The sequence below is a fragment of the Mycolicibacterium arenosum genome (assembly GCF_024320865.1).
In the GTDB taxonomy this organism is placed as follows: Bacteria; Actinomycetota; Actinomycetes; order Mycobacteriales; family Mycobacteriaceae; genus Mycobacterium; species Mycobacterium arenosum.
On record NZ_JANDBD010000001.1, the window covers coordinates 176315 to 188760 of the forward strand.

21 protein-coding genes are annotated in these 12446 nt (G+C 67.4%); 7 read left to right on the top strand and 14 right to left on the bottom strand.

All coding sequences use genetic code 11. The annotated features are described in order from the left end of the window. Positions 1-20 precede the first annotated feature (20 nt). On the bottom strand, positions 21-146 hold the full coding sequence (locus NM203_RS00905; protein ID WP_255057706.1) for a hypothetical protein: 126 nt from the start codon (positions 144-146) through the stop codon (positions 21-23). 235 nt (positions 147-381) lie between these two features. Here NM203_RS00905 and NM203_RS00910 point away from each other — a divergent pair, with 235 nt between their 5' ends. Continuing rightward, on the top strand, positions 382-621 hold the full coding sequence (locus NM203_RS00910; protein WP_255057707.1) for an AbrB/MazE/SpoVT family DNA-binding domain-containing protein: 240 nt from the start codon (positions 382-384) through the stop codon (positions 619-621). Continuing rightward, positions 618-1046, top strand: coding sequence for a type II toxin-antitoxin system VapC family toxin (locus tag NM203_RS00915; RefSeq protein ID WP_255058267.1), 429 nt, complete (start codon positions 618-620; stop codon positions 1044-1046). Before NM203_RS00910 ends, NM203_RS00915 begins: the two co-directional genes overlap by 4 nt. A gap of 197 nt (positions 1047-1243) precedes the next feature. Here NM203_RS00915 and NM203_RS00920 read toward each other — a convergent pair whose 3' ends face one another. Both NM203_RS00920 and NM203_RS00925 read right to left on the bottom strand, forming a co-directional pair. Next, complete coding sequence (locus NM203_RS00920; RefSeq protein WP_255057708.1) at positions 1244-1570, bottom strand: SHOCT domain-containing protein; 327 nt, start codon at positions 1568-1570, stop codon at positions 1244-1246. A 114-nt stretch (positions 1571-1684) separates the two neighbouring features. Further along, positions 1685-1957, bottom strand: a complete 273-nt coding sequence (locus tag NM203_RS00925; RefSeq protein ID WP_255057709.1) for a hypothetical protein — start codon at positions 1955-1957, stop codon at positions 1685-1687. A gap of 200 nt (positions 1958-2157) precedes the next feature. Between NM203_RS00925 and NM203_RS00930 the strand changes: the two genes are divergently transcribed. Further along, positions 2158-2502, top strand: a complete 345-nt coding sequence (locus tag NM203_RS00930; protein ID WP_255057710.1) for a DUF732 domain-containing protein — start codon at positions 2158-2160, stop codon at positions 2500-2502. Between the two features lie 7 nt (positions 2503-2509). Here the strand turns inward: NM203_RS00930 and NM203_RS00935 are convergent, their stop codons facing one another. Genes NM203_RS00935 through NM203_RS00950 form a run of 4 tightly spaced genes read right to left on the bottom strand, consistent with a single transcriptional unit; the run spans position 2510 to position 4324 of the window. Then, a complete protein-coding gene (locus tag NM203_RS00935; RefSeq protein ID WP_255057711.1) occupies positions 2510-3178 on the bottom strand; it encodes an HAD family hydrolase in 669 nt (222 codons plus the stop codon). 39 nt (positions 3179-3217) lie between these two features. Further along, positions 3218-3511: a hypothetical protein gene (locus NM203_RS00940; RefSeq protein ID WP_255057712.1), complete on the bottom strand. Its 294-nt coding sequence runs from the start codon at positions 3509-3511 to the stop codon at positions 3218-3220. Between the two features lie 18 nt (positions 3512-3529). Then, on the bottom strand, positions 3530-3715 hold the full coding sequence (locus tag NM203_RS00945) for a hypothetical protein (protein ID WP_255057713.1): 186 nt from the start codon (positions 3713-3715) through the stop codon (positions 3530-3532). A 60-nt stretch (positions 3716-3775) separates the two neighbouring features. After that, a complete protein-coding gene (locus NM203_RS00950; protein WP_255057714.1) occupies positions 3776-4324 on the bottom strand; it encodes a TetR/AcrR family transcriptional regulator in 549 nt (182 codons plus the stop codon). Positions 4325-4487: 163 nt separating this feature from the next. Here NM203_RS00950 and NM203_RS00955 point away from each other — a divergent pair, with 163 nt between their 5' ends. Next, entirely contained in the window at positions 4488-5708 is a 1221-nt protein-coding gene (locus tag NM203_RS00955) for a cytochrome P450 (RefSeq protein ID WP_255057715.1), read from the top strand. Between the two features lie 25 nt (positions 5709-5733). On the opposite strand, the gene NM203_RS00960 is transcribed toward NM203_RS00955, so the two are convergent. Then, positions 5734-5970, bottom strand: coding sequence for a hypothetical protein (locus tag NM203_RS00960; protein WP_255057716.1), 237 nt, complete (start codon positions 5968-5970; stop codon positions 5734-5736). 238 nt (positions 5971-6208) lie between these two features. Here NM203_RS00960 and NM203_RS00965 point away from each other — a divergent pair, with 238 nt between their 5' ends. Beyond that, entirely contained in the window at positions 6209-7207 is a 999-nt protein-coding gene (locus tag NM203_RS00965; protein WP_255057717.1) for an LmeA family phospholipid-binding protein, read from the top strand. 30 nt (positions 7208-7237) lie between these two features. On the opposite strand, the gene NM203_RS00970 is transcribed toward NM203_RS00965, so the two are convergent. The 3 genes from NM203_RS00970 to NM203_RS00980 form a co-directional block, all read right to left on the bottom strand. Then, complete coding sequence (locus NM203_RS00970) at positions 7238-7954, bottom strand: GAF and ANTAR domain-containing protein (protein ID WP_255057718.1); 717 nt, start codon at positions 7952-7954, stop codon at positions 7238-7240. A 106-nt stretch (positions 7955-8060) separates the two neighbouring features. Then, entirely contained in the window at positions 8061-8252 is a 192-nt protein-coding gene (locus NM203_RS00975; RefSeq protein WP_255057719.1) for a CsbD family protein, read from the bottom strand. Positions 8253-8563: 311 nt separating this feature from the next. Continuing rightward, positions 8564-9256: a guanylate cyclase gene (locus tag NM203_RS00980; protein WP_255057720.1), complete on the bottom strand. Its 693-nt coding sequence runs from the start codon at positions 9254-9256 to the stop codon at positions 8564-8566. Between the two features lie 26 nt (positions 9257-9282). On the opposite strand from NM203_RS00980, the gene NM203_RS00985 reads away from it, so the two are divergent. Continuing rightward, positions 9283-9444 carry a hypothetical protein gene (locus NM203_RS00985; RefSeq protein WP_255057721.1) on the top strand — a complete coding sequence of 54 codons (162 nt, stop codon included), beginning with the start codon at positions 9283-9285 and terminating at the stop codon, positions 9442-9444. Here the strand turns inward: NM203_RS00985 and NM203_RS00990 are convergent. Then, entirely contained in the window at positions 9441-10229 is a 789-nt protein-coding gene (locus tag NM203_RS00990) for an adenylate/guanylate cyclase domain-containing protein (RefSeq protein WP_408633277.1), read from the bottom strand. The genes NM203_RS00985 and NM203_RS00990 overlap by 4 nt on opposite strands. Positions 10230-10257: 28 nt before the next feature. Between NM203_RS00990 and NM203_RS00995 the strand changes: the two genes are divergently transcribed. Beyond that, on the top strand, positions 10258-11205 hold the full coding sequence (locus tag NM203_RS00995; protein WP_255058269.1) for a hypothetical protein: 948 nt from the start codon (positions 10258-10260) through the stop codon (positions 11203-11205). Positions 11206-11222: 17 nt separating this feature from the next. On the opposite strand, the gene NM203_RS01000 is transcribed toward NM203_RS00995, so the two are convergent. Continuing rightward, positions 11223-11600 carry a nuclear transport factor 2 family protein gene (locus NM203_RS01000; RefSeq protein WP_255057722.1) on the bottom strand — a complete coding sequence of 126 codons (378 nt, stop codon included), beginning with the start codon at positions 11598-11600 and terminating at the stop codon, positions 11223-11225. Between the two features lie 59 nt (positions 11601-11659). Next, positions 11660-12436: a class I SAM-dependent methyltransferase gene (locus NM203_RS01005; RefSeq protein ID WP_255057723.1), complete on the bottom strand. Its 777-nt coding sequence runs from the start codon at positions 12434-12436 to the stop codon at positions 11660-11662. Positions 12437-12446 lie beyond the last annotated feature (10 nt).

The following is a 12446-nucleotide window of genomic DNA, read 5'->3' on the forward strand; positions in this document are numbered from 1 at the left end:
GCTTCAACGTGTGAGCACCGTCAGATCCACGCTTGCCTCTGTGCCTCTCGAATGGCTTCGTCGACGGGGACCTGCCGGATCTCGCCGATCCATCCGGGTGCGAGCACCTCGACGTTGACGAAACGATTGGCCGGTCCCTTGATCATTCGCACGAACCGTCGCTCGTTTTCGGTGAACTACGCGATCGTCCCGAACGACGCGGAGGGTCCCTCGCGCAGCCCCGACAGGTTGTCGAACGTGTCCAATCCCGCCATGACGCGATGTCCTCGACCATTACTGCGTGAAGATGAACTCGCGCTTGTCCGCCGCTTCGCTATCGACCACGGGCAAGCCTCCGGTACTGCTCACAGTTCAATGGGATTTCGCTGGTAGCCTAATCCCATGGAGGCTACGATCGATGCAGGGGGGCGCGTCGTCCTACCGAAACACTTACGTGACGCTTTGGGACTGGCGCCGGGGTCGACCGTCGACATTTCGGCGTACGGCGGCGGTTTGCAGATCACGCCCGGCGGTAGGACCGCTCGCGTCGAGCGGGATGCCCACGGGCGCCTAGTAGCGCATGCGGATACCGAGGTCACCGACGAGATGACCTTCGCGTTGATCGATTCGGGGCGACGCTGACGAAATCCGGCGTCATAGCCGTGGATACGAGCGTCGCGATACCGCTGCTGCTGACGTCGCATCGACAACACCCGGTGGTCACGGAATGGGCGGCCGGTCGAACGCTGGGACTCTGCGGGCACGCGCTCGCGGAGACGTATTCGGTCCTCACACGGTTGCCCGGCGACGCACGCGTCGATGCAACCGATGCGGTGGCATTGATCGATGAGAATTTTCCGGCGTCGGTACAACTCGGCGCGCGTGCTTCGAAATCGGCCCCGCGCGAGTTCGCGCGACGAGGCATCGCCGGCGGTGCGACCTACGACGGCTTGATCGCGTTGGCGGCGCGTGAGCACGGAGTCGTCTTGGCGACTCGAGACGCGCGGGCGCGGTCGACCTATGAGGCGTTTGGCGTTGAAACAGAGGTGCTCGCCGACCGAGGCTGACGTTGCTCGGCATGGTGACCCGTCAGGCCGGGACCCGGCAGTGGACCCGAGGCCGGGTACAGGCCCTCAGGGACGGAGTCAGGCTCAGGTGCTGATGGCCATTCCCACGCTGAAAGCCACCGCGCACGCGGTGGCGACCACCACCGCCGCAACGGTAAAGGTCAAGTCGCGCGGTTTCCGCTCAATCTGCATGGCGATCAACGGTGCTCGCGGAGCAGTGCCACACGCTGCCGGAACTCGTCGCCGTCGATCTCCCCTCGCGCAAAACGATCGGCCAGTCGGTCTTCGGCTCGCATCCCCTCGGGGCCAGGGCCGCCTCGATGGTGAAGGCTCGCACTGCCCGACAAGTAACGGACGGCGAAGATAATCGCCACCACCACCGCGATTACCAGAAGCACCATCAGCACGCTCATCACAACGCCGCCCCAGTCCCAGCCGCCATTCCAGCCATGCCCCCACCCGTATTCGCACTCGCTGCCTCCATGCACATACGCCTGTAGTTCCAAGGCGTCTGCGGTGAGCATGCGCGGCTACTGCGATGGCGTGTAGGGCCGATAGTCCTTTCCGCCGCGGCCCCGAACTGCCGACAGCATCGGCCCGCCACTGCGTGAGCTGGCGGGCCGAGCCGTGCCCCGCGGCTAGTCCATGAAGCCGCCGGCCAACTCGAGCACCTCCGGTGGCACCGAGGAGATGACCTCGGGTGGCATTTCGGAGATGACGACCGGCAGCAGGCTCTGACACACGCTGCACGAGTCGAGGAAGCCGCCCGCGTCCGACATGCCGCCGGGTGCGAAGGGGATGTCCGGATCGGCTTGTGCCGTGCCGGATGCAAGGGCCACGCCGGCGAGGGCGAAACCGCCCGCCAGCAGTGTTCGGCCGACCGCCCGTTTCAGCGGTTGATTAACTTTCATCGACTACCTCCCGTTCATCGGTGGTCTGGGCGACCACACATGGATGACCGCGTGAATGTATGGAGGAGCGCTTGGAGGATTCTCAACGTCGGCTGTAACACCGACGATGCGAATCCGACAGTCTGATCGTGAAGCGCCGCTTCACCGCGCGGCCGGTATCGTGGCCGCAGTAGCTTGACGGTCAGACCACAGGAGTCATCGTGTTCGCTCGGCGCTTCGTCGCAGTCGTCCTCTTCGCGGCGTCCGTGGCTGCCGCGCTACTGACCTCCGCCCCGGCGTCGGCTGACATCAGCGCCCAGGATCAGCAGTTCCTCGACGTCGTCAAGCAACTCAACGTCCCGGTGAACTCCGACGCGGACGCGATCACCATCGGTCGCGACATCTGCACCGCCGTCGACGCCGGCAAGATCCAGCCCGCCAGCACCGTCCGCGGAGTGATGAGCCGGTTGCAGGCGCAGGGCCTCGACAAGGGGCAGGCCGCGAACCTGGTCTGGGGCGCGGTCGCCGCCTACTGTCCGCAGTACCGCGCCATCGTCGGCCGCTGACCGGGCCTCAAGCCGAGGCCAGCTTGCCGAGCAGCGACGCCGCGAACTGCTCGAGCAGGTCGGCGGGATCGTCGTAGACCGCTGCGGCACCCTCTGATTCGAGCTCGGCGCGGCCGTATCCACCGCTTCGTAGCGCGATGGTGGCAACGCCGGCGCGGGTGGCTGCGCGCACGTCCCACACGGCGTCGCCGACGAAGACGGCACGGTCGGCCGGCACGTCCGCTCGTTGCAGGGCGACCGCGACGATATCCGGTTGCGGCTTGGCGGTGTCCACGTCCTCGGACGACGTGATCGCCGAGACGATGTCGTCGCGGCCGAGAACCTCGCGCAGTGTGGCGAGCTCGTCCTCGGGCGCCGACGTCGCCAGCACGACCTGCAGGCCCGCAGCCGCCACGGCGTCGAGCAACTCCAGGGCGCCGGGCAGCGGGTGCAGGAGCGGTGCCAGCGCCTCATACCGCCGCGAGTGCGCGTCCTTCGCGGCGTCGACGTCCTCGAGGTCGGGGCAGAGTTCGGTGACGAGTCGGGTGCCGTCCATCCCGATGCCGCGATGGATTCGCCACGCGTCGACGGTGACTCCGATGTCGTCGAACGCCTGCTGCCACGCGAACACGTGCAGATAGTTCGAGTCGACCAGGGTGCCGTCGATGTCGAACAACACGGCGGGTGCGGCTGTCATCGCTGCGTGATAGCCGGGGAGGGGTCCGCCGAAACCAGATCAGGCGTAGCCCACCCAGCCGCGAATCGTGAACGCCGAGAAGAACTCGGTGACGTCGTGGAAGCCGGCCTCCTCGAGCAGCCCGCGGTCCTGCTCGGGCGTCAGGGCGGGTACCTGCGCGGCGATCGCCGTGCGTGCCTGCTCCGCGTCGGCCGGATCGACGCCCGACGACACCAGATTCGCCACGTGGCGCCGGATCCACGTCTCTCGCTCGTCGTCGGTGCGCTGGGGAAAGCTCAGGTGCGCCGCCACGAACGGTGCGCCGGGCGCCAATCGTCGCCGCACCTCGGCCACGGTGCGACGGCGCCGGCCCTAGCGTGCGCGTGTCTCCAAGCCGCCGCCGGCTCCGAGCACCAGGATGTTCGCGTCCACCGGTGCGTGTTCGTCGATCAGTACGGCGGTCAACTGGTGGATGACGCGGTACGCGGGCACCATCTGCACGACGCGATCGGCGTACTTCTCAACGTGTCGGGGGTTGTCGAAAGGGGAGTCGGCCATGACACCGATGGTCCGAGGTCCGCGAGAACCCGGCAAGTCATGTTGCCGATCCGGCAAGCGCTAATCGCTGAACGCGGGAGCGACGAAGCGGCGCAACAATTCCTGCTCGACTCGCGGATCGGCGATCGGCCAGTACGCCAACGACATCACCACCCGCACGATCCACTGCGCGGCGTGTGGGTCGTCGTCGGTGAGCCCGGTGAGTTCGGCGGCCAGATGCCCCAGGACGGGCGAGGAGTGCAGGTCCCCGATGTTCGGGACGTTGCCCCCGGTGAACATCAATCGGCGAATCGGGTCCGCGCGGATCTGCTCGAGGGCGACCGCGATCGCGCGAATCACACGCTCGCGACCGCTCAGTCCGTCGACGGCCTGCCGAACGGTGTCCACCACGCCGGACGCCAATCGCATCAGGACCGCGTCGCGAATCTGGGACTTGCCACCCGCGTAGCGGTAGACGGTGGCTCTCGAGCAGTGCAGCCGGGCCGCCAGCCTGTCGATGTCGAACGCGTCCAGGCCCTCGGCGATGACGAGGTCGGTTGCGGCGCGGTGGATCCGGTCAGCGGCCGCGTTGCGGCGATCGCCGCCGACCACCCAGTCATCGCGAGGCACAAGCGAGATCTTCTCAACACTGAGACGAGACGGTCAACACATCTCACGATCCCGCAGGTCGGACCGTCGTCGTGAGACGACTACTGTCCGCCGTCGCGCTGCGTCGTTTCGACTTCGCCGCGGGCTATTGACGCCTCTCGGCCCGGCCGTTCAGCGTGGAGTGATGACCTCATTGGATTCCGGACTCGGCCTCGCGCTGTTCGACGACCGGTACATCCAGGACCCGTACCCGCTCTACGCGCGAATGCACGCATCGGGGCCGGTGCACCGCATCGGTGCGTCCGGCTTTCACGCGGTGAGCGCCTGGGACGTCGTCGAGGAGGTGGTCGACCGCTGCGACGACTTCTCGTCCAACCTGACCGCCACGATGATCTACCAGCCGGGGGGTGTGGTCGGCGAGTTCCCGATCGGCGAGGTGGGCGGGCCGACGCAGGCGTTGGCCACCGCCGACGATCCCGCGCACGCCGTCCATCGCAAGGCGCTGCTGCCCCAGCTCGCCGCCAAGCGCATCCGCGCGTTCGAGCCGTTCATCGCCGACACCGCCGCCGACATCTGGAACGAGCATGCGCGGGGTGGCCGCATCGAGTGGATGAGCGCCATGGCCAACCGGCTGCCGATGGCAATCGTCGGTCGGATCATCGGCGTGCCCGACGCGGACATCGGCAGGCTCGCCGAATGGGGTTACTCCGCAACGCAAGTCGTCGAGGGGCTCGCCAGTCCGGAGAAACTGCACGCAGCGACGGTCGCCGTGCTGGAGCTCAGCGCGTACATCACCGAGCAGTTCCGGTGCGCGGTCGACGACCCGCGCGACAACCTGCTGGGCGATCTCGCGACGGCGTGTGCCAGCGGGGTCATCGACGATCTCGCGGCCATGACCATGATGATCACGTTGTTCAGTGCCGGAGGCGAGTCCACGGCGTCGCTCATCGGTTCGGCGGCCTGGATCCTCGCTACGCAACCGGAGATTCAGCAACAGGTCCGTGACGACCCGACGCTGCTGGGCGCGTTCCTTGAGGAGGTGCTGCGCTACGAGCCGCCCTTCCGCGGGCACTACCGGCACGTGCTGGCGGACACCGACCTGCGCGGCGTCGAGCTAGCTGCGGGTTCGCGCCTGCTGCTGCTGTGGGGCGCCGCGAATCGCGACCCCGCACACTTCGACGAGCCCGATCGCTTCCGCCTCGACAGGGCGTCCGGACGACGTCACATCGCGTTCGGCAAGGGCGTGCACTTCTGCGTGGGAGCGGCGCTGGCGCGCTTGGAGGCCGGCATCGTGATCGGCCGACTGCTCGAACGCACCACCTGGGTGCGGGCCGACGACGTGGGTCGCTGGCTGCCGAGTCTGCTGGTCCGGCGGTTGGACCGATTGGTGCTGGCGCTGGATTGAGGCAGTGGCCCCGACGTCCGTGGGCCTATGCGCTCGCGGCGATCTGGGCGCAGGCGACCTGGAAATCGGCGCAGGTACAGCGCTGGTAGGCGTGATCGTGCTCGCGGTCGAGGTCGTCGTCGGCGTCGCAGCCGGCACATCCATGGCACGCGCCGAACGCGGAGTGCTCCGCGTGCCGGTGCCCACACGCACACGGAGTGTCGTAGTGGTGATTGGGAATCACCTTCTCTTCGAGCTGCCCGTCCGCAGTGAGTCGCGCCATGAGCAATCACGGTACAGACCCTCGGTCCGGGAAAGAAGCCCAAAACAGACTTTTCGTCGGTTTTCTCGAGTGACCTGACTCACGGATGTTCCCGCACGTCTGAGGCTTAAATGGGTTAACACGAACACCCAAAAAGATCTTGCTTCTGCAATCGAAGCGATGGCTGTGCGGTGCAGCGGACCGCCCCGAGCAACCACTGGAAGCGAGTCGGCGGCGGCGATAGGGCAGAATCGCGCAGGTGACGAATCCCCCCGAGCGGCCCGGCCAGTCCGGCTGGAGGGGAAGGGGCACATCGTCGCCCGATCCCGCGACCCATCGGATACCGCGCCAGGACGACGCCGAACCGCCGACTGAGCAGCTACGGGCCAGGCGGAGCCCGCAAACGGGCGTTGGGCGCGCGTTCCCGAAGCCGCAATCACCTGCCGATCATTCGCCGACCCAGCAGCTCCGCCGCGCGGACGAGCCGCTGCCGCCGCAGCGCCGCACGGCGGCGCCGGATTCCGAATCGACACCGAAACGGCCGCGAAGCAAGCAGACGGTCGTACTCATCGCGGTCATCGTCGTCGCGTTGCTCGCCGGAGGGCTGGCCGGTGGCGAACTGTATGCACGACACCGTGCCGAGAGCATCCTGGTCGGCGTCGCGGAATGCGTGGTCGAGGACGGCGCGTCGGTGTCCTTCGGGGTAAATCCGCCGTTCCTCTGGCAGTACGCGGTGGGTGACTACACCGACATCACGGTGCGCACCGAGGGCGACAGGGTGCAGAGCGCCAACGGCATGACGGCGGAGGTCACCCTCGAAGACGTGCGTCTGACCGACACCGCCGATTCCAAGGGCACCATCGGGTCACTGCAGGCGACCCTCGACTGGACGTCCGCGGGCATCAAGGACACCGTGGTCGCCGAGCTGCCACAGGTGGGATCGTTCGTCACGGATGTGACGACCAGCTCCGCTGACGGCACAATCGTGCTGCAGGCCGGCGAGAACAGCGTCACCGCCAAGCCGATCGTGACCGACGGCGACCTCAACCTCGAGGTGCTGGACGTCGTCGGCCCGCTCCCGAGGGACTTCGTGCAATCCTCGCTCAACGACCTCACCAGGAAGCTCAACGACAACTACCCGCTCGGTATCCACGCGGACAGCGTTCAGGTGACCGAATCGGGTGTCGTCGGCACGTTCTCCAGCCAGGACGCGTCGATCCCCAAAGAAGACGCCAACCCCTGCTTCGCGGCGCTCTAACTCGTCGTTCAAACGTCGTTCACACGTCGTTCAGCGTGGTGGCGGTGTGAGGGCTTTCTCGTGCTCGTCGACAAGCCACCGCGCGACGTCGACCAGCCGGACGTTGGTCTCCTGTGACGCCTTCGTGAGGGTGGCGAACGCCTGCAGCCCGGAGAGTCGATCCCGATGCATGAGAATTCCCTTCGCCTGGCCGATGATGTCGCGGCTCGCGACCGCTAGGTGAAGCTGCTCCGTTGCCGTCGACCCGGCGACCGCGACGGCGGCGTGCTGGGCCAGGATCTCGCCGATCGCCACCGAATCGTCGGTGAAGACGTGCGGCGTCGCACCGTACAGCGTCAGCACACCGAGGGTCTCGCTCTGCACCAGCAGCGGGAACACCAGCATGGAGTGCACACCGAGATCCGTCGCGATGGGGATGAACTGGGGCCATTTCTCGGCGACGGCGAGGTTGTTGACCACGATCGGCCTGCGTTCGTCGAGCACGCTCAGCGCGGGGCCCTCGCGTATGGAGGTCTGCAGCGCGTCGAGGCGCGCGACGATGTCGTCGGTGGCCGCCGCCGGTTCGACGCGGCGCTTGGTGACCAGTGATACTCCGGCCCAGCTCGCGCCGGGAACGATGGGGACTGCCGCGTCGACGATGGCGTGGAGCACTGCCTCGGAGCTCTTGAGCGATTGCATGCCAATCGCGAAATCGCCGAGCTTCTGCGCGAGCTGTCTACTGGTGTGAGGTCGAATGGGGTCGTTCATCGCGGTCTCCTTCAGGCGCGAAGCACGAAGGTTTCATGGAGGTGGTCGGGGATGGAACCGACCCGTCACCTCGCGGGTGACGGGTCGGCGGTGGAGCGCGTGAGGTTTAGCTCAGGGCGTCCTTGACCTTCTTGCCGGCGTCCTTGATCTTCTCGCCCGCGTCCTTGAGCCCGGCCTTCGCCTGGTCCGACTTGCCCTCGGCTTCGGTCTCGCGGTCACCGGTCACCCGGCCCGCCGTCTCCTTGGCCTGGCCGCCGAGGTCCTCGGCCTTGTTGCTGATCTTGTCGCCAATGCCCATGTCCGTTGCTCCTTGCTCATATCCGGGCCATCGTTGCCCGAACTTGGGGTGGGGGTACCTCAGCGGGCAAAGCTTGAAACACCGGTGTGGAGCGGGCCACAACCCGGCTACCACACGACCCATCGGGCGGCGAAGCCGGAACCGAGGACCGCGCTGCGCCGCTATACGCGGCGAAAAGCCTGGTGGAACAGGTCGCTCAGAGAGCGCAAGTCGTGGTTCGGCCCGCCGACCCCTGCGATGAACGTCGAGGGGCCAAACTGCCTGTAGCAACGCCTGACGGGCGGGAAATGTTCACCTTGCCGACAGCTGGTTCACAGGACCACCGAGATCTCGTCGCTCAACCGGTAGCCGTCGGTCAACGGCAGCGTGTCACCGCTCCAGAACTTGCCGGGGTCGAACCAGTTGTAGTGCTTCTCGGAGGTCAGCAGGCCCATCTCCTCGAACGTGATGGCTACGGTCTCGGCGCAGTACGCGGTCTCCAGCCCGACCTTGAGCTTCTCGTCCTTCTTGCGCTCGGCGGACTCGCGCACCTTGCGATGCACGAACGGCAGCCCGCGGGTGAAGTCGCTGACGGTCGGTGCGCGGCCGCGGATCCATCGGCCGGTCAACTTCGCGGTGGTCGGGAACGCGGTGCCGTCCATCCGCGCGATCACCTTGAGCAGTTCGTCCTCCTGCGCACGATTGGCGTACGGGGTGAGCTGACGCAGCCAGCAGCGCTGCCCGTAGGTCAGCATCCACCGTTCGACCGCCACCCGGAGGTCGTTGAGCTGTACGCCGCGGTGGTTCGTGCCGCTCCACAGACACGGCATCTTGTCGCCGAGTTCGGCGTGCCAGATCAGCGGCGGCAGATCGTCGATGGCGACGGTCATCCCGACGTGGTTGACCGGGGCGTTCGTCAGCGTCTGGATCGCACGGTCGGGACCCGAATCGCCGCGAAACAGCCAGATGTCGCCCGTACGCGTTTCGGCCAGGGCGCGGTCCAGAGTCACCGTGTTGGCGTCCATCAGCGAAGCTTAGGCAGAATTCGGTCATGCGAGGCATCTGGAAGTGGGTCGGGCTGGCGGGTGTCGCCGGCGTCGTCGCGGGCGGAGTCCTGGTTGCCCGTGATCAACGCAAACGCAACGCCTACACCCCGGATGACATCAGGGCGCGGCTGCATCAGCGGTTCGCCGAAGCGAACAAGGACGCCTAGGTGAGCACGGCGTAGAGCCGGTGCGTCCCGCTGAACCCCTTCAGCGCGACGTCGCGGCCCTCGTCGAACGCGACGTCGTCACCGGCCTGCTCGACGGCGTCGCGCACCGACTCGCTGACGAGCACCTCGCCGCCCTCGGCCTCCCCGGCCACCCGTGCGGCCATGGCGACGTTGCGGCCGAACAGGTCGTCGCCGCGCCGCACCGACTTACCGGCGTGGATCCCGATGCGAACGCGAATGTCGTTGTGTCGCTTGTTCAACTCCGCCTGGATGTCGATGCTGCAGCGGACGGCCTCGGTCGGCTGCGCGAAGGCGATCATGAACCCGTCGCCCTGACTCTTGACGATGTAGCCGCTGTGCCGCTTCACGTGCCTGCCGACCAGCTTGTCGTGCCGGTCGATGAGCCGAACCCACGCGCGGTCGCCGATCCGTTCGTTGAGCGCGGTGGACTCCTCGATGTCGGAGAACAGGATCGCGACGCGACCGCTCGGGGCGAGCCGAGCCAGGTCGGGTCGCTCGACCTCGGCCCAGTCCGCCAGGTCCTCGATCGACGACCGCACCGCGGCGCCGAAGCCCTCCTTGCGCAGGATGTTCGCCGTCTGCCAGACCTGTTTGACCGCCTCGCGACCCCCGGCCATGAGGTTGGCTCGGGTGTCGACCCTGCGCTGCGCGGCGGCGAGTTCCTCGGTGCGGCGAGCGAGGCGCCGGGACTGTACGACGATCACGACGGCCTCGGCGACGATGATGATGCCCAGTACGCAGAGCGCGGTCGTTGTTCCCGACACGGTACGAGTATTGGATGCTGAAGCGGTGATGCCCGTCAAGGTGCCCTATTACGAGAGCCGTTTCGTCCGTGCCAACCACCCGACCGAAAACCGAGCGCTGTGGCTGCGTGAGACCCTGCTGCTGCCGAGCGCCGGGGAGTCAGTCGCCGACGTGTGGCTGATGGTGTTCGACCCCGACGGCGCGGGGAACCGGGCGCTAAAAGCGGGCTACCCGCTGAGCCACTCGGACTACCGCTACGACGACTGGACGGCCCGCATCGGCGAGGCGACCATCGACGACTCGGCGGTGCGGGGTGCGATCGCCGCGGACGGCCGAGCGGCGACATGGGATCTGCGCATCGGATCCAGCGGGGCACCGGAGGTCAAACTGCTGACCGACCGCGGCTATCGGGCGAAGTTCCCCACGGCCAAGACGATGGTGCGAGACCCGCTGGCGACCTTCGACGGCTCGGTGGACTTCGGGGGCCGGTTCGACGTCCACGGGTGGCGGGGGAGCGTCAACCACAACTGGGGCAGGCGGCACACTCCGGCGTACGCGTTCGGGCAGGTGTGCGGTTTCGATGATGCCGCCGATGCGAGCCTCGAGATCGTCACCGCGCACGCGGCGATCGGACCGATCCGCCTGCCCGCCGCCACGCTGCTGGTGTTGCGTTGCGGCGGAGAGGAGTTCGCGGTGCGATCGGCGCTCGGGACACATCGCACCCGAGGGGACTACCGGCCGTTCGAGTGGTCGTTCGGAGCGCGCGTCGGGGGAGCGGTGATCGAGGGCGAGATGGCCGCCGACGCGGCGGACGTGATCGGGCTGACCTACTCCGACACGACCGGGCACACCAAGTTCTGCTACAACTCGGCGCTGGCGACGTGCCGCATCGAGCTGACCTCGGACGGTCGGCGCACCGAACTCATCGCGACCCGGCGGGCGATGCTGGAGATCCTGCTGCCCGAGCCGCACGAGGGCGTCCCGCTGCTGGCGTGACGGATCGTCCCGGTCGCTCAGCTGAACGCGGCGGTGACGGTCGCCATGTCGAAGTAGTCGCGCCAGACCGCGATCTTCCCGTCGCGCACCTCGAAGACGCCCATCACGGGCAGCGCCAGCTCGCGGCCGTCCTTGAAGCGCATCACGTCGGTGCGCTCGTTCATCACGACGTTCCCGTCGGCGACCTGCCGGTGCACCTGGAAGTCGATGCCGTCGACGGCCGCAAAGAAGCCCGCGATGAACTCCGTGATCGCCTCGCGCCCCTCGGCGGGCGGCATCGGAATGTTGTGATACACCGCGTCTTCGGTGAACCAGCCGGCCAGCTGGTCGGGGTCCGGTCGGACCCACAGTGCGCAGAACTCGGTCACGACGGTGTCGGCGCTGACTTCGGTCATGCCCTATTGAGCCGCATCGGCGCAAGGTAAATCAACCCCGCCGGCGCGGCGGACGTCGGCTAGCGCTCGCGACGCAGCAGCCAGATCTCCTCGGCCGGCCACCGTCGGGCCCACGACAGCGCTGACGCCGACCGATACGAGCTGGCGGCGTTCGGTCCCGGCTGCAGCTCGATCAAATCCTCGACCACGAACCGGTTCGCCCGAAACAATCGGATCCAGTCGCCGTAGGGCAGCTGAAAGCACACCTCGTCGTCGACGTCGATGCGGTGCATCCCGAAGTAGTCCAGCGCCAGCTGCTCGCCAACCTCGTCGGCGTCGAGCGGCCAGCAGATCGTCTCGATCGGCGAGTGGTGGCTGAACGCGAACAGCCCTCCGGGGCGGAGCAGCCGCGCCGCCTCGGGCACGGTTCGATACGGGTCGGCGAACGTCATCGCCCCGTGGTCGCAGAACACCACGTCGAAGCTGGCATCCGCCAGCGGTACGGCCTCGGCGCTGGCGTGGACGAGCGGGAAATCGACGCCGGCCGCGGTCATCAGCCTGCGGGCGTGCTGAAGCTGGCGCCCAGACAGATCCAGACCCACCGGCAAGGCGCCGAGCCCGGCCAGCGCGATCGACCACTGCGCAGCGCCGCAACCGAATTCGAGGATCGTGCGACCCGCCACGTCGCCGAGTACGCGCAGCTCGGATTCGGGTATCTGCGTCGTGCCCCAGGCGTATCCGCCGCTGGCTGCCAGGGTGTCACCGTGCTTGGCTTGATACTCGTCGCTGTAGCCGTCCCACATCGCCCGGTTGCGGGCCTCGTGCTCGCTGAGACCGGGGCCGGTGTCGCGAGCCATTCCGTCACCC